The 21,823-nt window shown below is 73.5% G+C and carries 11 protein-coding genes; 2 read left to right on the top strand and 9 right to left on the bottom strand.

Annotated features, from left to right (window positions below; genetic code table 11):
- Window positions 1–116: 116 nt before the first annotated feature.
- From GJV82_RS10310 to GJV82_RS10275, 8 genes are all read right to left on the bottom strand, one after another.
- Complete coding sequence (locus GJV82_RS10310) at window positions 117–1,226, bottom strand: substrate-binding domain-containing protein (protein WP_024840432.1); 1,110 nt, start codon at window positions 1,224–1,226, stop codon at window positions 117–119.
- 77 nt (window positions 1,227–1,303) lie between these two features.
- Window positions 1,304–2,593, bottom strand: a complete 1,290-nt coding sequence (gene mmsB / locus GJV82_RS10305) for a multiple monosaccharide ABC transporter permease (protein WP_024840431.1) — start codon at window positions 2,591–2,593, stop codon at window positions 1,304–1,306.
- A gap of 52 nt (window positions 2,594–2,645) precedes the next feature.
- A complete protein-coding gene (gene mmsA / locus GJV82_RS10300) occupies window positions 2,646–4,202 on the bottom strand; it encodes a multiple monosaccharide ABC transporter ATP-binding protein (protein WP_155099161.1) in 1,557 nt (518 codons plus the stop codon).
- Between the two features lie 435 nt (window positions 4,203–4,637).
- A complete protein-coding gene (locus tag GJV82_RS10295) occupies window positions 4,638–5,129 on the bottom strand; it encodes a GNAT family N-acetyltransferase (RefSeq protein WP_051471617.1) in 492 nt (163 codons plus the stop codon).
- A 107-nt stretch (window positions 5,130–5,236) separates the two neighbouring features.
- The gene (gene pulA / locus GJV82_RS10290) at window positions 5,237–11,443 is read right to left on the bottom strand and encodes a pullulanase-type alpha-1,6-glucosidase (protein WP_155099160.1); all 6,207 of its coding nucleotides are present in this window, start codon (window positions 11,441–11,443) and stop codon (window positions 5,237–5,239) included.
- A 262-nt stretch (window positions 11,444–11,705) separates the two neighbouring features.
- Window positions 11,706–15,335, bottom strand: coding sequence for an ATP-binding cassette domain-containing protein (locus GJV82_RS10285; protein WP_155099159.1), 3,630 nt, complete (start codon window positions 15,333–15,335; stop codon window positions 11,706–11,708).
- 113 nt (window positions 15,336–15,448) lie between these two features.
- Complete coding sequence (locus GJV82_RS10280) at window positions 15,449–16,435, bottom strand: malate dehydrogenase (protein ID WP_155099158.1); 987 nt, start codon at window positions 16,433–16,435, stop codon at window positions 15,449–15,451.
- A gap of 697 nt (window positions 16,436–17,132) precedes the next feature.
- A complete protein-coding gene (locus tag GJV82_RS10275) occupies window positions 17,133–18,350 on the bottom strand; it encodes an NADP-dependent isocitrate dehydrogenase (protein WP_024840425.1) in 1,218 nt (405 codons plus the stop codon).
- Window positions 18,351–18,723: 373 nt separating this feature from the next.
- Between GJV82_RS10275 and GJV82_RS10270 the strand changes: the two genes are divergently transcribed.
- The gene (locus GJV82_RS10270) at window positions 18,724–19,845 is read left to right on the top strand and encodes an aquaporin (protein WP_225873257.1); all 1,122 of its coding nucleotides are present in this window, start codon (window positions 18,724–18,726) and stop codon (window positions 19,843–19,845) included.
- A gap of 86 nt (window positions 19,846–19,931) precedes the next feature.
- On the opposite strand, the gene GJV82_RS20740 is transcribed toward GJV82_RS10270, so the two are convergent.
- The gene (locus GJV82_RS20740) at window positions 19,932–20,366 is read right to left on the bottom strand and encodes a DUF3017 domain-containing protein (RefSeq protein ID WP_155099157.1); all 435 of its coding nucleotides are present in this window, start codon (window positions 20,364–20,366) and stop codon (window positions 19,932–19,934) included.
- 54 nt (window positions 20,367–20,420) lie between these two features.
- Between GJV82_RS20740 and GJV82_RS10260 the strand changes: the two genes are divergently transcribed.
- The gene (locus tag GJV82_RS10260) at window positions 20,421–21,803 is read left to right on the top strand and encodes an NAD(P)/FAD-dependent oxidoreductase (RefSeq protein WP_155099156.1); all 1,383 of its coding nucleotides are present in this window, start codon (window positions 20,421–20,423) and stop codon (window positions 21,801–21,803) included.
- The last annotated feature ends 20 nt before the right edge of the window (window positions 21,804–21,823 follow it).

Raw genomic sequence — 21,823 nt, 5'->3', positions numbered from 1 at the left:
GACGGCCCCCGTCGCGTCCGTGGACGTGACGGGGGCCGTCGTGCGCGGCGGCGTGCCGGTTCGCCGCCGCTCCCCCGGCGCTCGACGCGCCCGGGGACTCGCCGGTCAGGCGAGGGTCACTTGGTGAGCTCCTCGAGGGTGGGGTCACCCGCGTAGACCTCGGCCGCGTTCTCCTGCGTGACGATGATCGGCTCGAGGAGGAAGGCCGGGACGACCTTCACGCCGTTGTCGTACGACTCGGTGTCGTTGATCTCCGGCTCCTCACCCGCCTGGAGCGCCTTGACGGCGTTGATCGACTCCTCGACGAGCTTGCGCGTGTCCTTGTAGATCGTCGAGTACTGCTCGCCCGCGACGATCGACTTCACCGACTCGACCTCGGAGTCCTGGCCCGTGATGACCGGGGTCTCCTTGCCGGCCTGCTTGGCCGAGGTGAGCGCGGCGCGCGCGAGCGTGTCGTTCGGCGACAGGACGCCGTCGAGCTCGGTGTCGGCGTAGCTGCCCGAGAGCACGGTGTCCATGCGCTTCTGGGCGTTCTCGGCCTTCCAGCCCTGCGTCGCGACCTGCTCGAACGACGTCTGGCCGGACGGGACGACGAGCGTGCCGTCGTCGATCTTCGGCTGCAGGACGCTCATGGCGCCCTCGAAGAACGGCGTCGAGTTCGCGTCGTCGGGCGAGCCGGCGATGAGCTCGATGTTGTACGGGCCCTCGCCCTTGCGCTCCGCGAGACCCTGGAGCAGCGCCTCGCCCTGGAGCACGCCGACCTGGTAGTTGTCGAACGCGATGTACTCGTCGACGGCGTCCGTGTTCTTCACGAGGCGGTCGTACGCGATGACGGTCGCGCCGTTGTCCTTGGCGTTCTTGAGCTGGGTCCCGAGCTGCGAGCCGTCGATCGCGCCGACGATGATGACCTTCGCGCCCTGCTCGACCATGGCGTCGATCTGGCTCTGCTGCTCCGAGACACCGCCGTTGGCGAACTGGACGATCGGCTCGAAGCCGGCCTCCGTGAGCCCGTCGTTGAACAGCTCCTCGGCGAGGACCCAGTTCTCCGACGTCTTCTGCGGGAGCGCGACACCGATGGTCGCGCCCTCCTCGAAGCCGGCGGCCGCGGACTCGCCGCCGGTCGCCTCACCGCCACCGGTGTCGCCGCCGCGGTCGGACGAGCAGCCGCTGAGCACGAGCGCACTCGCGGCGGACAGCGCCAGGAGCGTCGTGGTGAGCTTCTTCATGGGTACCACTTTCTTGTCGGGCATCCGTCGTCGGATGCGGTCGTGGGGTCGTACGGGTGGTGGGTGGGACGTGCGCGTCAGCCCTTGGCGGCCGTCGCCCCGGCCTCGACGGGGACCTCGGGCTGGACGTCGTCGGCGCCGGTGACGGCCCCGGTGCCCTTGTCGCGCCGCGACGGGAAGATGAGGCCGATGATCGACGGGCGGCCCTGCACCTTGTTGTAGACGTCGAACGCGACGGCGATGAGGAGCACGAGGCCCTTGATGATCTGGGTCATGTCGGAGCCGACGCCCATGAGCTGCAGGCCGTTGTTGAGGACCGCCATGACGAGGCCACCGATGACGGACCCGACGACGGTGCCGACGCCGCCGGAGACGGCCGCGCCGCCGATGAAGACGGCCGCGATGGCGTCGAGCTCCCACATGTTGCCGTCGAACGGGCCGGACGCCGTGGAGCGGCCGATGAAGATCATCCCGGCGAGCGACGCGAGGATCGACATGTTCATCATGACGAAGAAGTTGGTGCGCTTGATGTTGACGCCGGACAGCGCGGCCGCGGCGCGGTTGCCGCCCACCGCGTACACGTGGCGGCCGGTGATGGTGCGCGACGCGACGAACTGGTAGACGACGACGAGCAGCACGAGGACGAGCGCCGGGACGGGGAACGACGTGCCGACGCGGCCCGAGCCGTAGAGGTACGTGAGGTACGCGATGACGGCGCCGAACAGGACGACGCGCGTCACGGCGACCGACGTCGGGACGGGCTCGGCGCCGAGCTTGCGGGCGCTCGCGCGCCGGCGGACCTCGGCCCAGACGACGGCACCGATCGCCAGGACGCCGAGGAGGAGGGTCGAGTTGTTGAGGCCGGTGTTCGGGCCCCACTCGGGGAGGTAGCCGCCGCCGAGGGTCTGGAGCTCCTGAGGGACGGGCACGGTGTTCGACTTGCCGATGAACTGGTTGAGACCGCGGAACAGCATCATGCCCGCGAGCGTCGTGATGAACCCGGGGATGCCGACGTAGGCGACCCACCAGCCCTGCCAGGCGCCGATGACCGCGCCGACGCAGAGCCCGAGCACGATCCCCAGCCACCACGGGATGCCCCAGTCACGGATCGCGATGGCGACGATGATGCCGGTCACCGCCGCCACGGACCCGACGGACAGGTCGATGTGGCCGGCGATGATCACGAGGACCATGCCGATGGCGAGGATGAGGATGTAGGAGTTGCCGTTGAGCAGGTTCTGCGCGTTGCTCGGCGTGAGGACCCGCCCGCCCGTCGCGATCTGGAAGTAGATGATCAGGGCGAGGAGCGCGAAGAGCATGCCGAACTGGCGCGCTCCTCCGCTCAGCAGCTGCTTGATGGACGACATCGTCGGTGGTTCCTTCTGGGTCAGGATGCGGTGGCTGGGTGGTGGGGCGCGCTCAGGCGGCGGCGTCGGACGCGTCGCCGGGCGTTCCGGTCATGAGGCGCATGAGCCCCTCCTGGGTCGCCTCCGACCCGGGGACCTCGCCCGTGATCCGCCCCTCGAAGACGGTGTAGATGCGGTCGCACAGGCCGAGCAGCTCGGGCAGCTCCGACGAGATGACGACGACGCCGCGGCCCGCGTCGGCGAGCTTCTGGACGAGCCCGTAGATCTCGTACTTGGCGCCGACGTCGATCCCGCGCGTGGGCTCGTCGAGGATGAGCAGCTCCGGCTCGGTGTACATCCACTTGGCGAGCAGCACCTTCTGCTGGTTGCCGCCGGAGAGCTTCGCGACGCCCTCGTGCACGCTCGGGGCCTTGATCGAGAACGCCTTGCGGTAGGACTCCGCGGCGACGAACGCCGCGTCCTGGTCGATCACACCGGCCCGGGAGATCCGCGGCAGGTTGGCCGACTGGATCGTGCCGAGGATCGTGTCGAGCAGGTTGAGGCCGAGCGACTTGCGGTCCTCGGGCACGTAGGCGATGCGGTTCTCGATCGCCGAGAGCACGGTCGGCATCGACACCTCGCGCCCGTCGATGCGCACGACGCCGGACTTGTAGCGCCCGTACGAGCGGCCGAACAGCGACCGCGCGAGCTCGGTGCGTCCCGCGCCCATGATGCCCGCGAACCCGACGATCTCGCCCCGGCGGACGTGGAACGTCGAGCCCTTGCACACGAGGCGGCCCGGCACCTCGGGGTGCTCGACCGTCCAGCCCTCGACCTCGAAGAACGTCTCGCCGATGTTCGGCGTGTGGTCGGGGAAGCGCGACTCGAGCGAGCGCCCGACCATCCCGCGGATGATGCGGTCCTCGTCGACGTCGTCGCCCTGGACGTCGAGGGTCTCGATCGAGCGGCCGTCGCGGATGATCGTGATCGAGTCCGCGACCTCCTCGATCTCGTTGAGCTTGTGGGAGATCATGATGCTCGTCAGGCCCTTGGCGCGCAGGCCGCGGAGCAGGTCGAGCAGGTGCTCGGAGTCCTCCTCGTTGAGGGCCGACGTCGGCTCGTCGAGGATGAGCAGCCGCACGTCCTTGGCGAGGGCGCGCGCGATCTCGACGAGCTGCTGCTTGCCGACGCCGATGTTCTTGATCTGCGCGTCCGGCGACTCCTGGAGGCCGACGCGCGCCATGAGCTCCTCGGCCCGGCGCCGCGCAGCTCCCCAGTCGATCCCGAACGAGCCCTTGACCTCGTTGCCGAGGAAGATGTTCTCGGTGATCGAGAGCTCGGGGATGAGCGCGAGCTCCTGGTGGATGATGACGATGCCCGCGTGCTCGCTCGAGCGGATGTCCTTGAACTGGACCTCGCGGCCCTCGTAGTAGATCTCCCCCGCGTACGTCCCGTGCGGGTACACGCCGGAGAGCACCTTCATGAGCGTCGACTTGCCGGCGCCGTTCTCCCCGCAGATCGCGTGGATCTCCCCGGCGCGCACGCGCAGGTTGACGTCGTCGAGCGCACGTACGCCCGGGAACTCCTTGGTGATGCCCCGCATCTCGAGGATCACGCGCTCGTCCGTCATCGGACCTCCTCCTGCCGAGGACAGCTCGCGGGGCGCCGACGCCCCGGGACCCGGGCACCCTCAGCGCCGCCCGAGCGGGCCCGCCGCTATGCCCGTCCCGATCTTGGCGTCAACTCCTGAACGCAAGGACAGGGACAACCGTGATCGAATAGCGACCTTGGTCCTATGACAGCGCAGACATTCCGGTCGGATGTGAGCGCGCACACACGAAATCGCTCCCACGAGGTCACGAACTGAATACGTGAGAGCGCTCCCGAGGCGACGCGTCACCTCCCCGAACATGCGACTGTCGCCCGTCCGGGCGTCCTCATGGGCGAGATGCGCATGCTCGACGGGTGCGACCGCATGGTCGGCGGGTGGGCGTGCGATCGGCANCGATCGGCAGAGGGAGGGAGGGAGGGAGGGAGGGAGGGAGGGAGGGAGGGAGGGAGGGGGTCAGCGGGGGTCGAGGGGCAGCTTGAAGCCCTCGTGCGACTGCTCGTACCCCAGCGACCGGTAGAAGCGGTGCGCGTCGGCGCGCTGCTTGTCGGAGGTGAGCTGCGCGAGGGCGCAGCCCCGTTCCCGGCCCCACGCGTGGGCCCAGGCCATCATGGCGCGGCCCACGCCGCGGCCCCGCAGGCCGCGGTCGACGCGGACTGCCTCGACGAGGAGTCGCGACGCGCCCCGGCGCGAGATCCCCGGGATCACGGTGAGCTGCATCGTCCCGACGACCCGGCCGTCCTGCTCCACGACGACGAGCTCGTTGTTCGGGTCGGCCGCGATCGCGGCGAAGGCCGCCTCGTGCTCGGGGCCGATCTGACCCGTGCGGGCGCGGGCGACCTCGTCGTCCGCGATGAGCTCGACGACGCGCGGGAGGTCCGCGGCGACCGCGGCACGGAAGGAGAGACCCGGCGTCGGGCCCGGGTCGGTCGGGGACGTGGTGCTCACGGTCGGCGACGGTACCAGTCGCACGCCCGTCCCCAGCCCGCCGAGCATGCGGTCGTCGCCCGTCCCGAAGCCAGGAAGGGCGACGACCGCATGCTCGGCGGTGAGGGTCAGGAGCAGGTGGTTCCCGCGTGCTCGACGACGAAGGTCGAGGTGACCTCCTCGCCGTCGACCACGGCGGTCGCGATCACCGTGGCCTCGCCGGCCGCGACCGCCGTCCGGCGCGTCGCGAACGACTGGTAGGCGTTCTTGCCGGGCGCGACGTCCACGACCGCCTTCTCGCCGAACGGCGTGGCGAGCCGGACGTCCACCGGCACGGCGCCGTCGTTCGTCGCGCGGACCGCGACGTACGCCGTGCCGGCCAGGCAGCGCGCCTGCACGTCGACGGAGACGGGCAGGTCCGTCCCCGCCTGCGGCTCGACGAGCACGGCGACGGACCGCCCGGGGACGGTCACCGTGCCGCTGGCCGCGTCCCACGTGGTGCCGCGCACGACGTCGTCGCTCCCCTCCTGCTGCACGGGCGAGAGCACGTACTCGCGGCCCGCGAGCGCGGACAGCGGGACCTCGACCTCGTCGGACGACGCGTTGAAGACCGCGAGCAGCCCGTCGAGGGCGGGGTCGACGTCGGCACCGACGGTGTCGTCGACCGACATCGCGACGACGCCGGGCACCTGGTCCGGGCCGGCACCCGGGAAGGTGACCTTCTCCCGGATGAGCTCCGCGTCGCCGAGCCGGAACAGCGCGGTCGAGTGCCGCAGCCGCAGGAGGTCCTGGGCCTGCGCCGACGCGGTGGCGATGTCGTCGGGCGACGGCTTCAGCGCAGGGTCGGCGAGGAGCGGGGCCATGAGCGGCCACTTGTCCTCGTTGTCGGCCGCCATCGGCAGGCCCCTGCCGAACCCGTTGTCCTGGCCGGTCCAGTCGATCGCGTTGAACCAGTCGCCCGAGTCGTAGCTGTTGCGGTCGAGCGACTTCGACCGCAGCAGGTCCGTGCCCGCGTGCCAGAACGACGGCGTCTGGGAGAGCGCCGCGGTCGCGAGCGAGACCGTGTTCATGCGCACGCGCTCGTCCATGGGCGTGTCCGCCGGGAGCTTGAGCGCGAGCAGGTCGAACAGCGTCTCGTTGTCGTGCGCGTCGACGTAGGTGACGACCTCCTCGGGCGAGTCGGCGTACCCCGCGGGCGAGCCGCGGTAGTCGATCTCGTCGCCGCGCCTCTCCTCGCCCGCCGACGTGACGAGCGTGTAGTCGCGCAGGTTGCCCGCGAGGCCGAGGCGCACGAGGTCGGTCTGGTGGCCGAGGTCGGCGTACTCGTCCGCGGAGCCGTCGTTCACAGTCCCCGGCTCCCCCGCCCGGGCGGGCTGCCCGTTCGGGTCGGTCGCGAGGCCCGTGCCGAAGCCCTGCGTGAACGTCGACGCGCCGTCGACGGGCGAGCCGCCGTGCACGGCGTCGCGCAGCCGGTCGGAGAACGTCCCGATGCCCGTGCCGCCGAGCTGGCCCTGCGTGGCCTGCTCGAACAGCGCGTTGCCCGCGACCTCGCCGAAGTCCCAGCCCTCGCCGTACAGGTAGACGGACTCCCCGTCGACGCCGTCCTCAGCGAGCGTGAGCTCGTCGAGCGCGGCCCGGACGTCGAGCATGTTCTGCTTCGAGTGGTGGCCCATGAGGTCGAAGCGGAACCCGTCGACCTTGTAGTCCTTGGCCCACGTGACGACCGAGTCCACCATGAGCTTGCCCGCCATCGCGTGCTCGGTCGCGACGTTCTGGCAGCACGTGCTCGTCTCGACGGCGCCCGTGGTCGGGTTCTGCCGGTGGTAGTAGCCCGGCACGACCCTGTCGAGCACCGACTTCGCGTCCTGCCCGCTCGCCGCGGTGTGGTTGAACACCTGGTCGAGCACGACCTGGAGCCCGGCGCCGTGCAGCGACCCGACCATCGTGCGGAACTCGGCCACGCGCGCGCCGCCGTCCGCGTCGACCGCGTACGACCCCTCGGGCACGGAGAAGTGCCACGGGTCGTAGCCCCAGTTGAAGCCGTCCTGCGCCTGCACCGCTGCGACGGCGGCCTGCTGCTCGGGCGAGTCGGGCGCGAACCCGGTGAGGTCGCCGGTCGTGGCCTGGGCCGCGCGGTCCTCGGGGATCGACGCGATGTCGAACGTCGGGAGCAGGTGCACCGTGGTGAGGCCAGCGTCGGCGAGCTCGCGCAGGTGCGTCATGCCGGCCGAGTCCTCCTCGGCGAACGCGAGGTACGTGCCGCGCCGCTCCGCCGGGACCGTCTCGTCCGCGATCGAGAAGTCGCGCACGTGCAGCTCGTAGATCGTCTGGTCCACCGCGCGCTCGACGACCGGGGCGGGCGTGCCCTCCCAGACGCTCGGGCGGAACGCGGGGTCGTCGAGGTCGACGGCCACGGAGTGCGTCGAGTCGAGCGTGAGGCCGACCGAGTAGGGGTCGGTGACGACGTTCGTCTCGACCGTCCCGGTGCTCGGGACGTAGACCTGCACCTCGTAGAGGTACCGCGCGCCCTTCCAGCCGACGGCCGCGCCGCCGAGCTTCTTGTCGGCCGCCTTGCCGTCGAGGGTCCACGTGCCGTCGGACTGGCGCGTGGCCTCGAACCGGCGCGGGTCGTCGTCGAGCGACGCCCCGGCGGGCCAGGCGAGCACGGTGACGGCCTTCGCCGTCGGGGCCCACAGCGCGAACGACGCCCACTTGCCGTTGGCGTGCCACGAGACGCCGAGCTCGCGCTCGGCCGCGTCCTGCGCGAACAGGTCGTCGACGACGCCGGGCACCTGGACGCCGGTCGCGGCCGTGAGCGCGCCGCCGTCGGCCCGGGTGACGAGGCGCTGGCCCGTGAGCGCGGCCTCGACCGCGGCCCGGCCGACCGGCTCGCCGTCCTCGCCGAGCACGCGCAGCGCGGTGTGCCCGGCGAGGGCCGGGAAGTCCGCGACGACGTCGTCGGGCAGCCCGGCCGGGTCCGCCTGGAGCGTGTACGACGCCGTCCCCTCCGGGACCTGCACGTCGCCGTCGGCGCCGCCCGGGGTGACCACCAGCCCGCCCTCGGGCGCGGCCCACAGGGTCCACTCGTCGCCGGTGCCGAGGTCGTCCGGCCACGCGACGAGGCCCTCGCGCACCCAGTGCGCGGCCTGCTGGCCGGTGCCGGGCAGCGGCGGGTTCGCGACGTCGATCGTCAGGACGTGGGACGCGAGGTCGTAGGAGAACGTGACGTTCTCGCCGTCGCCGACGGAGAACGGGTAGTTCGCCCCGTCGCGCGCGCCGCCGACGCCGTAGTTCTCGGCCCAGCTCAGGCCGTGCGCGACCTTGCCCTCGTACGCGCCGGCCGCGAGGCGGTCGGTCGACCACGTGTAGACGCCGTCGCCGTCGGGGTCCTTGAGCCACGTCGCGAGGCAGTCGGGCGCCCACGTGCCGGGGCAGCCCACCTGGTCCTGGAACGAGCCGGGGAGCGTGACGATCGGGCCCTGGGCCGTGCTGGAGAAGTCCTTGCTCACCGGGTCCCAGTAGAACGTCACGGGGCCCCCGGCCGTCGTGTACGTCGCGTTCGGGCCGTCCGGCACGCCACCGACGCCGTAGTTCACGGTCCACGACCCGTTGATCGCGACCTTGTACTCGTACGTGCCGGCCGGGACGTCGAACGTGCCCTCGTAGACGCCGTCGGCGCGCCGCGTGAGCTTCGCGGCCTCGCAGCCCGGGGCCCAGTCGCCCGCGCAGCCCATGGCCGCGTTGTGGCTCCCGGGCACGGTCACGAGGTCGATCTCGGGCTCGGGCTCCTCGCTGACGTCGCCGCTCACGTCGACCCCGACGCTCGCGAACGTGGACGCGGCGGCGCGGTCTCCGTCCGCGTCGGTCGTCACGGCGCGGTACTCGACGAGCGTGCCGTCGGCCAGCCCGGCGACGTCGTGGAAGACGCGCGGCGCCGTGTCCTCGGCGGTGCCGAGCGGGTGCCACTCGGCGCTCCCGACCTCGCGCCACGCGAACGACGTCTCGGACCACGCGTCCGCGTCGACCGTGGCCGCGACGGGAGCGACGCCCGCCACCGCGGCACCCGCGGCGGGGACGGAGACGGCGATCTCGCCCGACGAGTCGGCGCCGACCTCGCGGTCGGCCCGCAGGACGACCGTGCCGAGCGCGGGGACGGTGACCGTGACGACGCCGTCGGCGTCGGCGGTGACGGGCTGCGCGCCACCCCCGGAGACGGCGCCGTAGAGGACCTCGTAGGTGGCTCCCGGCGTGAGGGTCGTGAACGTCGCCGAGCGCTCGGCGGTCGCGTTGTTCAGTGCGACGAGGTGCTCGACCTTCTCCGAGCGGTCGACGCGGCTGAACGCGTACACGCCCGCGCCGTTCTCGACGTAGCGCTCGACCTGGGCGCCGTCCGCGAGCGCCGGGTGCGCCTCGCGCAGCGCGGCGAGGCCGGCGATGTGCGTGTACAGCGGCGCGTCGGTGCCAAAGCGGTCGACGCTGCCCGCCTGCTCGCCGGTGACGAGCGGCTGGTCGGCGTACTCGGCGACCTGGGTCGCGAACAGGGTCTGGCGCGCGTCCTTGTCGCCACCCGTGCCTGCGAAGCCCTGCTCGTCGCCGTAGTAGACGACGGGCTGCCCGCGCGTGAGGTACATGAGGTCGTGCGCGAGCTCGTCGCGCGCGAGCGGGTCGTCGGTGCTCGCGAGCATGTACCCGACGCGGCCCATGTCGTGGTTGCCGAGGAACGTCGGCAGCGCCTGCGCGTTCGTCGCGGGCGTCGTGTACATGTCGTCGCTCGCGAAGAGCGACGCGAGGCCCTTGGCGCTGTTGCCGCTCGCGAAGCTCGTCGCGGCGGACTGGAACGTGAAGTCGAGCGTCGAGCTCATGTCGGTCCTGCGCACGTAGGGCGAGAGCTTCGCCGCGTCGGCGTCGTACACCTCGCCGAACATGAAGAAGTCGTCCTTGCCCTGCGCGTGCGCGTAGTCGAGGACCTCGGTGGTCCACGTCTCCCAGAACTCGAAGTTCACGTGCTTGACGGTGTCGATGCGGAAGCCGTCGATGCCGAGGTCGATCCAGTCCTGGTAGACGTCGACGAAGCCGTCGACGACCGTCGGGTGCTCGGTCATGAGGTCGTCGAGGCCGTCGAAGTCCCCGTACGTCACGGACTCCCCGGTCCACGTCGAGTTGCCGCGGTTGTGGTAGAGCGTCGGGTCGTTGAGCCAGGCCGGGACCTTGAGGTCCTCCTTGCCCGCGGGGACGACCGGCGTGTACGGGAACGACGTCGCGGGGTCGAGCGCCGGGAAGTCGCCGGTGCCGGCGAAGTCCGCCGGGTCGAACACGGTGCCCTCGGCGTCCCGGTACGGCGACGTTGCCTGGTCGACGTACGAGTACTGCTGCTCCTCGTAGTCGATCACGTCGGCCGTGTGGTTCGTGATGATGTCGAAGTAGACCTTGATCCCGCGGTCGTGCGCCTCGTCGATGAGCGCCTCGAGCTCGGCGTTGGTGCCGAGGTGCGGGTCGATCTGCGTGAAGTCGGTGATCCAGTACCCGTGGTACCCGGCCGAGGCGTCGGCCCCGGTGCCCTGGACGGGCTGGTTCTTGAACGACGGCGTGAGCCAGATCGCCGTCGTGCCGAGGCCCTCGACGTAGTCGAGGTTCTCGCGCAGGCCCGCGATGTCGCCGCCCTGGTAGAACCCCTTGTTCGTCGGGTCGAACCCGGAGACGAGCGGGTCGTCGCCCAGTCCCGCGGTGTCGTTCGACGGGTCGCCGTTGGCGAACCGGTCGGTCATGACGAAGTAGAAGCGCTCGTCCGATCCGGGCTGGCGCACGGGGGGCACCACGAGGTCGGCGTCCTGCGCCTCGTCGTAGCCGCCTGCGAGCCCGAGCGGCGTGAGGGCGATGCGGTGCGTCGCCTCGTCGAACGTGACGCGCACGGTCGCGTCGCCGCCGAGCACGAGCGGCGCGTTGTCCTGGCCGCCGTCGCGCCCGTACGCCTCGTCCCACGCGTCGTCGTAGGCGACCTTGTACTCGTAGGCGCCCGCGGGCAGGTCGAACTCGGCGGACCACACGCCCGCGGCGTCGGTCGGGTCGAGCTCGGTCTCCGCGCACGCGGGGTCCCAGTCGGCGGCGCAGCCGAGCTCGGACTGGAGGTCGCCCACGAGGGCGAGCGTGCGCGCGTCGGCTCCCGCGGCGGGGGTCGCGAGCGCGGCGAGCGTGAGGCCCGCGAGCCCGGAGGTCGCGAGCGCGACGGCGGTGACCGACGCGGTCGCGCGAGCCCCGCGGGGACGTCGGGACGGTTGGTCGGGTGAAGCGGGCGACGGTGTGCGCGGGTCGCGGCGTCGTCGCGGCGTGGAGGTCATGAGGACTCCCTCGTCCGGTGGCTGGTGCGGGGACCGCAGGCGTGAGCAGGCACGGGCCGACAAGAACGCGGGCGACGCCACCGGCAGTGGTCGACGTCGACCGTGGCTTCCTCAGCGTACGGCTGGCTGAACTGTACTGGTTGCAGAAAGTTGCAGCAAGGGTCCGCAAACGGCCGTGCCGCCCCGGCGGTCCCGAGCACACGCGCGGGGCCGCCCCCACGGTGCGTCCGTGAGAGGCGGCCCCGTCCGGGAGCCGGGAGCCTCAGCCCGCGAGGTGCCCCCACCGCGACGCGAGGTCCCGCCACGGCCCGACCGCCGCGACGCGCCCCTCGTCGAGCACGACGACGCGGTCGGCGCGCGCGAGCGCCGCGCGCTTCGACGTCGCGCCGATGACGGTCGTGCCGCGCTCGCGCAGCGACGTCCACAGCTCGATCTCGGTCGCCGCGTCGAGCGCGCTCGACACGTCGTCCGCGAGGAGCAGCTCGGCGTCGGTCGCGAGCGCCCGCGCGAGGGCGAGGCGCTGCACCTGGCCGCCCGAGAGGCGCACGCCCCGGTGCCCGACGAGCGCCTCGTGCCCGCCGGCCTCGACGACGTCGCGCTCGAGCCGCGCGGCCGCGACCGGCCCGCGGACGTCGCGCTCGTGACCGAGGCGCACGTTGTCGGCGAACGACCCCGAGAGGACACGCGGCACCTGCGCGACGTGCGCCACCTGGCCCGGGCGCAGGAACGTCTGGGCGTCGACGACGTCCGTGCCGTTCCAGCGGATGCTGCCCGTGTGCTCCATGAGGCCGGCGAGCGCCGACAGCAGGCTCGACTTGCCCGCACCCACCTGACCGAGCAGCAGCACGAGCTCGCCCCGGCGCACCGCGAGGTCGACCCCCTGGACGCCGATCGTGCCGTCGTCGTGCAGCGCCGTGACGTCCTCGAGGTCGAGGCGGTCGAGCGGACGCCGCGGACCGGGCGCGGGCGCGGGCGCCGCGCCCGTGAGGAGGTCGACGCCGTCCGGCAGGTCCATGAGGTCGGTCCCGGCCGCGAACCGGCTCGTCGCGCGCTGCCACGAGCGCGTGCCCGGGGCCTCCGTCACGACGGCGCCGGCGACGACGCCGAACCAGCCGAAGCCGGTCACGGCGTTGGCGACGAGGAGCGCCGTCGCGAGGTCCCACGTGCCCGCGAGGAGCCCGGCCCACGCCGCCACGACGCCGAGCTGGATCATGACGAGCGGGACGCCGTCGAGCGCGGCCTGGACACGGTGCTCGAAGATCGCGGCGCGCACGCGGCCCGCGTCGACGTCCCGCAGGTGCGCGTGCACCTGCGGGGTCCGGGCGGCGAGCTTGACCGTGCGCGCCGAGTCGAGCGCCGAGACCAGCGCCCGCCCGAACCGGGCGCGCGCGGCCGACGAGCGCGTGGCCGACCGGCCCGCGATGGGCCGGCCGAGCGCCGACGCGGCGGCCGAGACCACCATGACCGCGAGCAGCACCGCGCCCGCGAGCCACGACCCGCTGAGCAGCGCCGTCACGCCCGCGATGACGAGGCCGTTGACGAGGTCGACCCAGCGGTCCGCGTACCGCACGAAGCGGTCGGCGTCCATGGCGCGCGCCACGACCTCGCCCGGGGGCGTCGCCGTGAGGCGGTGCTGGCGCGTCTGACCGGCCATGACCGCCATGCGCACGCGCAGGAGCACCTCGATCCACCAGCGCGGGTAGACGTAGAGCGCCCACGCGAGGCACAGCGGTGCGACGACGAGCAGCACGGCGAGCGGGACGAGGAGCCGCGCGGGGAAGCCCTCGTCGAGGTCCTGCACCGCGCGGCCCCACAGGAACCCGGTGATCGCGCCCTGCGCGGAGACGAGGCTCGTGGCGAGGAACAGCACGGCGCCCACGACGCCCCACGCCGGCCGCACGAACAGCGCGTGCAGGACGCCGCGCGCGAGCGAGGGCCCGTCGCCCGGGTCGGCGAGCACGGGTGGCGTGCCGCGCCGTCGCCGACCGCCGACGGCGTCGGTCGCGCGGTCGGTGCGGGTCGCGTCCGGCGCCGCGAGCGCGGCGCTGTCCTGCGCGTCGGGCGCGGTGACGCCCTGCGCGTCGGGCGGGGTGTCACCCTGTGCGTCGAGCGCGACGTCGCCCTGCGCGACGCTCGCCGCGAGCAGGTCGCGGTACGGCCCCGCGACGCGCGCGAGCGCCGCCCGCTCCCCCTGCTGCACCACCCGGCCGTGGTCGAGCACCACGAGCAGCCCGGCCCGCTCGATCGTCGTGAGCCGGTGCGCGACGAGCACGCCCGTGCGGCCCGCGAGCAGCCGCTCCGAGGCCGCGACGACGCGCGCCTCGGTCAGCGGGTCCATGCGCGCCGTCGCCTCGTCGAGAACGACGACCTGCACGTCGCGGACCAGGAGGCGCGCGAACGCGACGAGCTGCTCCTCCCCCGCCGAGAGCGACGTGCCGCCCGGGCCGAGCAGCGTGTCGAGGCCGTCGGGCAGTCCCGCCGCCCAGTCGTCGAGCCGCAGCTCACGCACCGCGGCCTCGACGTCGGCGCGCGGCACGTCCGCGAACAGCGCGATGTTCTCCGCGAGGGTGCCCGCGAGGATCTCCGTGCGCTGCGTCACGACCCCGACGGCGGCGCGCAGCGCCTGCAGGTCGAGGTCGCGCACGTCCACGCCGCCCACGAGCACGGCGCCGCGCGGCGGCTCGACCGCGCGCGACAGGAGCGACGCGAGCGTCGACTTGCCCGAGCCCGTGCGCCCCACGAGCGCGACCGTCTGACCGGCAGGCACGCGCAGGGTGACGCCGTCGAGCGCGAACGTGCCCTCCGCGTACGAGAAGTGGAGGTCGCGCAGCTCGATCCCCACGGGCCCCGACGGCAGCGAGCGCCCGCCCGTCGGCTCCGGCTCGACCGCGAGCATCTGCCGGATCCGGGTCAGGGCGCCCAGGCCCTCCTGGATGTCCGGGAGGTGGTGGACCAGGTTGTCGACCTGCCCCACGAACATCGCCGTCACGAGGAACAGCGTGACCAGGCGGTCCACGCCCAGGTTGCCGTCCGCGGCGAGCGCGGCCCCCGCGACGGCGACACCCGCGAGCAGCGACGCGAGCACGAGCCCCGCCCGGCGGAGCATGCGCGACTCGACGACGAGCACCGACTCGAACTTGCGGTGCACGTCCGCCGAGCGCTCGGCGAGCCGCCGCACCGCGAACGACTGCCCGAGGCTCGTGCGCAGGTCGTCACGCGCGGCGACGGACTCCTCGAACGCCGCGGCGTGGTCCGTCCACGCCGCCTCCTCGATCACCTTGCGCCGCGCGATCTCGCCGAGCATCGGGCGCACGATGAACCACGCGACCGCCCCCAGCACCGGGAAGAGGACCCACGCCGGCCACCAGGTGAGGCCGGCGACGACCCACATCGGCAGCACGCCGACGACGGTGCGGCCCGCACCCCAGAGCTGGCGGCGGACGAGCGTGCCGACGGCGTGCGTGTCGTCGTCGACACGGTCGAGCACCTCGCCGACCGCCTGCTCCGTGAGCGTGGCGAGCGGCTGGTGCAGCGCCGCCGTGAGCAGGTCGCCGCGCAGCCGCCCCTCGGCGCGGTCCACGACGCCCGCCCACACGACCTGGCCGGCGGTGTCGAGCAGCGCCGCCCCCACGACGCACACCGCGAGGAGCTGGAGCGTCGCCGTCGTCGGGTCGTCCGCGATCCACCCCGCGACGACCGTGCCGAGCGCGGCACCGACCGCGCCGAGCGTGAGCGCGACGAGCGCGACGACGGCCTGCGGCCCGCGCAGGCGCCGCCAGTCCAGGCGGCGCGCCGGGTCCACCGGCGGGCGCGGCGGGGTCGCCGTCGGGGTCGCGGCCGGGGCGGTCGGGGGGTCGGGGGTCTGCTCGGTCGGCAGGGAGGCGTCGATCATGGCCCGTCGACCCTACGGGTCCGCGCACGCGCGGACGCAGGGAATTTCCGCTCCCCGACGCCCCGCACGCGCGCCCCCGTCCCGCCCCGGACCGCCGCCCGGGGACTACCGCCTCAGACCAGGCCGAGCTGCTCCACGGCCTGCCGCTCCTCCTGCAGCTCCGCGACCGACGCGTCGATGCGCCCGCGCGAGAGCTCCGACAGCTCCAGACCCTGGACGATCTCCCACGACCCGCCCCGCGAGACCACGGGGAACGACGAGATGAGGCCCGTCGGGACGCCGTACGACCCGTCCGACACCACGCCCGCGCTCGTCCAGTCGCCCTCCGGCGTGCCGAGCACCCAGTCGCGCACGTGGTCGATCGCCGCGTTCGCCGCCGACGCCGCCGACGACGCCCCGCGCGCGTCGATGATCGCCGCGCCGCGCTTCGCGACCGTCGGGATGAACGTGTTCTCCAGCCACTCGCGGTCCTGGGCGAGCTGCGCGCCCGGCGTGCCCGCGACGTCCGCGTGGAAGATGTCCGGGTACTGCGTCGCGGAGTGGTTGCCCCAGATCGTCACCTTGCGGACCTCGGACACCGGCACGCCCGCGCGCTTCGCCACCTGCGTGAGCGCCCGGTTGTGGTCCAGGCGCGTCATCGCCGTGAACCGGTCCTTCGGCACGTCGGGCGCGTTCGACGCCGCGATGAGCGCGTTCGTGTTCGCCGGGTTCCCGACGACCAGCACGCGGACGTCGTCCGCCGCGCCCGCGTTGATCGCCTGGCCCTGCGGCTTGAAGATGCCGCCGTTCGCCTCCAGCAGGTCACCGCGCTCCATGCCCGGGCCCCGCGGCCGCGCGCCTACGAGGAGCGCCACGTTCGTCCCCTCGAACGCCGCCGTCGGGTCGTCGAAGATGTCGATGCCCGCGAGCAGCGGGAAGGCGCAGTCGTCGAGCTCCATCGCGGTGCCCTCGGCGGCCTTGACGCCCTGCGGGATCTCCAGGAGGCGCAGGCGCACCGGGGTGTCGGTGCCGAGCATCTGGCCCGACGCGATCCGGAAGAGCAGTGCGTAGCCGATCTGACCGGCCGCGCCGGTCACCGTCACGTTCACGGGGGAAGTCATGCGCTCACTCTCCCACAACGCGCCCCGCTCGGACGCCTCGCACGCCCCGCCGTCGTGGGGCGCGACGCGCCGGGTCACGTCTGGGTGGGCGGACGGCGGGTGACGACGCGCGGGGCCGCCTCTGGGCGGACGGGACGGCTCGCGTGCTCGGGCTGCCGCGCCGTCACCTCCGCCCGTCGTCCTCGCTTCCCGAGCGCGGCTCTGACGCCCTTCGCACCCGACCCGACCCGACCCGTCCGGGCGTCGCCCCACCCTGGTCACGACGCACCCCGACGCATCGGGAGCCCTGACCACGGCGGCTCACCCGTGCGGCGTCGCCCGCTCGACCCGAGCCGCCCGACTCACCCGGCCGCCGTCGCCTCTCGACCCCAGCCGCCCGACTCACCCGGCCGCCGTCGCCTCTCGACCCCAGCCGCCCGACTCACCCGGCCGTCGTCGCCCGCTCGACCCGTGCGGCGGGCGGCGGCACCGGGAGCGGGGCGCGCAGAGGAGGAGGGCGCGGGTCGTGGCGGGTCTGGCGGGAGGCCGTGAGGAACGAGCGGCCGGATGGAAGACCCGCGCCCTCCTCCTCGGAGCGCCCCGCGAAGGCGACCCCGACCGCGCGCCCTCCCTGCGCGCCCGGGGAAGCGCCCGGGACGACGAACGGCGGCGCCCCCCTGCGAGGGGACGCCGCCGTCGGGCGTGCGAGGAGGGCGGGTCAGCCCAGGCGCGCCTTGAGGTTCTCGTCGAGCGCGGCGAGGAACTCCTCGGTCGTCAGCCACTCCTGGTCCGGGCCGATGAGGAGCGCGAGGTCCTTCGTCATCTTGCCGGACTCGACGGTCTTGATGACGACGTCCTCGAGCGTCTGCGCGAACTCGGTGACCTCGGGCGTGCCGTCGAGCTTGCCGCGGTGCATGAGGCCGCGGGTCCACGCGAAGATCGACGCGATCGGGTTGGTCGACGTCGGCTTGCCCTGCTGGTGCTGGCGGTAGTGACGCGTCACCGTGCCGTGCGCGGCCTCGGCCTCGACGGTCTGGCCGTCGGGGGTCATGAGGACGGACGTCATGAGGCCGAGCGAGCCGAAGCCCTGCGCGACGGTGTCGGACTGGACGTCGCCGTCGTAGTTCTTGCAGGCCCAGACGTAGCCGCCCTCCCACTTCATGGCCGAGGCGACCATGTCGTCGATGAGGCGGTGCTCGTAGGTGAGGCCCTTGGCGTCGAACTGGTCCTTGAACTCGGCGTCGAACACCTCCTGGAAGATGTCCTTGAAGGCGCCGTCGTAGGCCTTGAGGATCGTGTTCTTCGTCGAGAGGTACACGGGGTACTCGCGCTGGAGGCCGTACGCGAACGAGGCGCGCGCGAAGTCGCGGATCGACTCGTTGAAGTTGTACATGCCCATCGCGACGCCGCCCTCCTCGGGCATGGTCACGACCTCGAACTTCTGCGGCTCGGAGCCGTCGGCCGGCTCGAACGTCATCGTGATCTTGCCGGGGCCGGGGACCTTGAAGTTCGTCGACTTGTACTGGTCGCCGTGGGCGTGACGGCCGATGATGATCGGCTTGTTCCAGCCCGGCACGAGGCGCGGGATGTTGGAGATGATGATCGGCTCGCGGAAGACGACGCCGCCGAGGATGTTGCGGATCGTGCCGTTGGGCGAGACCCACATCTTCTTGAGGCCGAACTCCTCGACGCGCGCCTCGTCGGGCGTGATCGTCGCGCACTTGACGCCGACGTTGTACTGCTTGATCGCGTTGGCGGCGTCGATCGTCACCTGGTCGTCCGTCGCGTCGCGGTTCTGGATCGACAGGTCGAAGTACTTGAGGTCCACGTCGAGGTACGGGTGGATGAGGCGGTCCTTGATGAACTGCCAGATGATGCGCGTCATCTCGTCGCCGTCGAGCTCGACGACCGGGTTGACGACCTTGATCTTGCCCATGCGCAGATCGCTCCAACTGTCGGGGACTGGTGCCCCCGGGAGGCTGACGGCGACCGGTGCGGCCCGTGGGGCCCGGTCCGTCGCACACGAGGGCGTTGCTGACCGCGGTCCAGGGTACTCGACTTCTCGACGTCAAGATACTTTGCGACCGAACGACCACGGCCCGCATCGTGAGACGACGCGCCGGTTCTCAGGTGGTGCACCGCCGATCTTCACGCATCTCCCGGGTCGTGGTGGCAAGATGCCCCCAGATGCCGGAATGGCCGGGCACCTCGGTCAGGCATCGTGCCGTCGTCCCGACGTCCGCCGGTGCCGTACCGGAGCCGGCGGGGCGGGGACCGCCCGATTTCCCACCGAAGCAGACAGGATCATCATGTCCCAGGACACCACCGCTCCCGGCGCACCGGAGGGCATCGCCGACGACGCGCGTCACGCGCCGGCCGAGACCGTCGCCGTCGTCCAGCCCGGCCTCCTCGCGCGCCTCGGCGCCGAGGTCTTCGGCACGTTCTTCCTCGTCCTCGCGATCGTCGGCGTGGCGATGTGGGTGCGGTTCTTCAACGGCAACCTCGTGCTCGCGGTCGCGCTGGCCGGTGGTCTCGCGCTGCTCGCGGCGGTCGCCGCGGTGGGGCACGTCTCGGGCGGCCACTTCAACCCGGCGGTGACGCTGGGTGCCGCGATCGGCGGACGCACCGCGTGGCGCGACGTGCTCCCGTACTGGATCGCCCAGCTCGTCGGGGCGCTGCTCGCGGGTCTGGTGCTCCTCGCCACGATCCCCCGCGCGACGCTCGACGTGCTGCAGCAGAACCAGCTCCTCGACGAGGCGACGACGGGCGCGCTGTTCCGCGCGACGGCGAACGGCTTCGACGAGCACTCGCCGATCGTCGGCACGTTCGGGGGCGCGGCCCAGCAGCTCGGGCTCGAGGTCACGCTGCCGCTCGTCGCGGCGCTGCTCATCGAGGTCATCGCGACCGCCCTGTTCGTCGGCGTGATCCTCGGCGTGACGGACTCGCGCTCGCGCAGCACCGTGGCCCCGGTCGCGATCGGCCTCGCGCTGGGCGTGCTCATCCTCGTCGCGGCGCCGTTCACCAACGCGTCGCTCAACCCGGCACGCTCCACGGTCTCGGCCGTGTTCGGCGGCGACTGGGCGCTCAGCCAGCTCTGGGTCTTCTGGGTCGCGCCGCTGCTCGGCGCGGCGATCGCCGGCCTGTTCTACCGCGCGTTCGCGTTCGCCCCGAAGCAGGACGACCTCCTCGGCGAGGAGCAGGTCGTCACGGTGACCGAGGGCGCCCCGGCCGGCGGTGCCTACTCGGCCGGGGCGGCGGCCGGTGCGACCGCGGGCGCCGCGGCGGCGGTCGTCGAGGAGGAGGTCGTCGTGACCGACGAGGACGGCGACGTCGTCGCCGTCGAGGAGGCGGTCGAGGTCGTCGAGGTGGAGGAGCCCGAGGCCGGCTCCGCGGACGACGCCACGGACGCGGACGAGACGCCCAAGGCCTGACCCGCACCGCTCGCCCGACGGGCCCGGACCGCACGCGCGGTCCGGGCCCGTCGTCGTACGAGGCGCCGGATGCGGGGCGGCAGGCGTCAGATCTCGCCCTGGTCGAGGGTCAGCGCGAGGAACGCGATGACGACGGCGGGCGCGAGGAAGAAGAAGACGTCCAGCCCGCGCGAGCGCACGGTGATGCCGACCGGTCCCGGGCCGGGGATCGTCGCGCGGCACAGCCCGGCGACGGCGAGGAGGCCGGCGAGCGTGAAGCACCCGGCGCGCGCCCCGACGAGCATCGTCACGGCCGTCGCGACCGCGACGCCCGCGAGCACGAGCCACATCGCGGGCTGGCGGGACGGCGCGAGGCTCGCGGGGGGCTCGGGCACCCGGGGCGGGGTCGCGTCGTCGTCCCGCGCGGGGTCGTGCGCGGACCCGGGGCCGTCCGGGGCGTCGTCGTCGACGTGGTGCCACGCCGGGACGAGCGGCGGGCGCGGCGGGTGCTGCGTGCCCCTGTCGGCGGTGACGTCGCTCACGCTGCTGCACCTTCCACGCCCGGAAGCCTACCGTCGTGGCCTAGCGTGACGTGCATGGCGTCCGTCGAGCATGCCCTTCCCGCACCCCGGCTCTCGGCCCCGTCCGCGCCGTCCCTGGGCCCGTCGTCGTCCGTCGTCGTGGTCGGGGCCGGCCTCGCCGGCGCGCAGACGGTCGGCGCGCTGCGCCGCCAGGGCTACGCGGGCCGGGTCACGCTGCTGGGCGCCGAGGGCGTGCCCCCGTACGACCGCCCGCCGCTGTCGAAGGAGCTCCTGAGCCGCCCGAGCCCGGCGTGGCTCGCGGAGGACCTCGGCGTCGACGTCGAGGCCCTCGCGGACGACGTGCGCCTCGCCGACCCGGCGGTGCGGGTCGAGCGGCACGACGCGGCCGGGCGGGCGCCGTGGGAGGTCACGACCCGGGCGGGTGAGCGCGTCGCCGCCGACCACGTCGTGCTCGCGGTCGGCTCGACACCGCTCCTGCCCGGCGGGTGGGACGGCGCGCGCCTCCTCCACACGGTCGACGACGCCGAGGCCCTGCGCGGCGCGCTGCGCCCGGGGCTGCGGCTGGTCGTGGTCGGCGCGGGGTGGATCGGCGCCGAGATCGCCGGGGTGGCTGCCGGGGCGGGCGCCCGCGTGACGGTCGTCGAGGCCGCGCCGACGCCGCTGCGTCGCCAGCTCGGCCCGGTCGTCGGCGCGCACCTCGCGCCCTGGTACGCGGCGGCGGGCGCGGAGCTCGTGACCGGTGCGCTCGTGGCCGAGGTCCGGCCCGACGGCGTCCGGCTCGCCGACGGGCGCGAGCTCGCTGCGGACGTCGTGCTGGCCGCGGTCGGCGCGCGGCCCGCGACGGACTGGCTCGACGGCCAGGTCCCGCGCGACGCGCGCGGCAGCGTGCCCGTGGACGCGTCGGGGGCGGTCCGCGGCCTTCCCGGACTGTGGGCCGTCGGCGACTGCGCGACGCGCGAGCACCCGGTGCTCGGCGCCGTGCCGGGCGGCCACTGGTCGGCCGCCCTCCACGACCCGGACGCGACCGTGGCCGCGATGCTCGGCGCGGCGCCCGAGGGCCCGGGCCACGCGCCGTACGTGTTCTCGCAGCAGCTCGGCCACGACCTCGCGCTCTTCGGCGTGCCCGCAGAGGACGACGAGGTGCTCCTGCGCGGCGACCCCGCGGGTGGGACGTCGGGCCACGACGGCTGGGCCGCGTTCTACGTCCCCCGGGGCTCGCTCGGCGACGGCCCGGTGGCGGGCACGGACCCGGCGTCCGGCCCGACGGCGGAGCCCGCGCCGGGCGGCCGGGTCGCCGAGGTCCGGGCGGTGCTCCTCGTCGACTCGCCGCGCGACGTCGGCCCCGTCCGCAAGGCGATGAACCGCACGGGCCACCTGCGCGTCGACCTCGACGTCGCGCTCGACCCGACCCGGCGCCTGCGCGACGCCCTGCGCTGACCGACCGGCCGCCGACCCCA

The sequence above is a fragment of the Cellulosimicrobium composti genome, from assembly GCF_009711085.1.
GTDB classification, from domain to species: Bacteria; Actinomycetota; Actinomycetes; order Actinomycetales; family Cellulomonadaceae; genus Cellulosimicrobium; species Cellulosimicrobium composti.
Note: the sequence above shows the minus strand (reverse complement) of the source record. Positions and strands in the feature narration are given on the sequence as shown.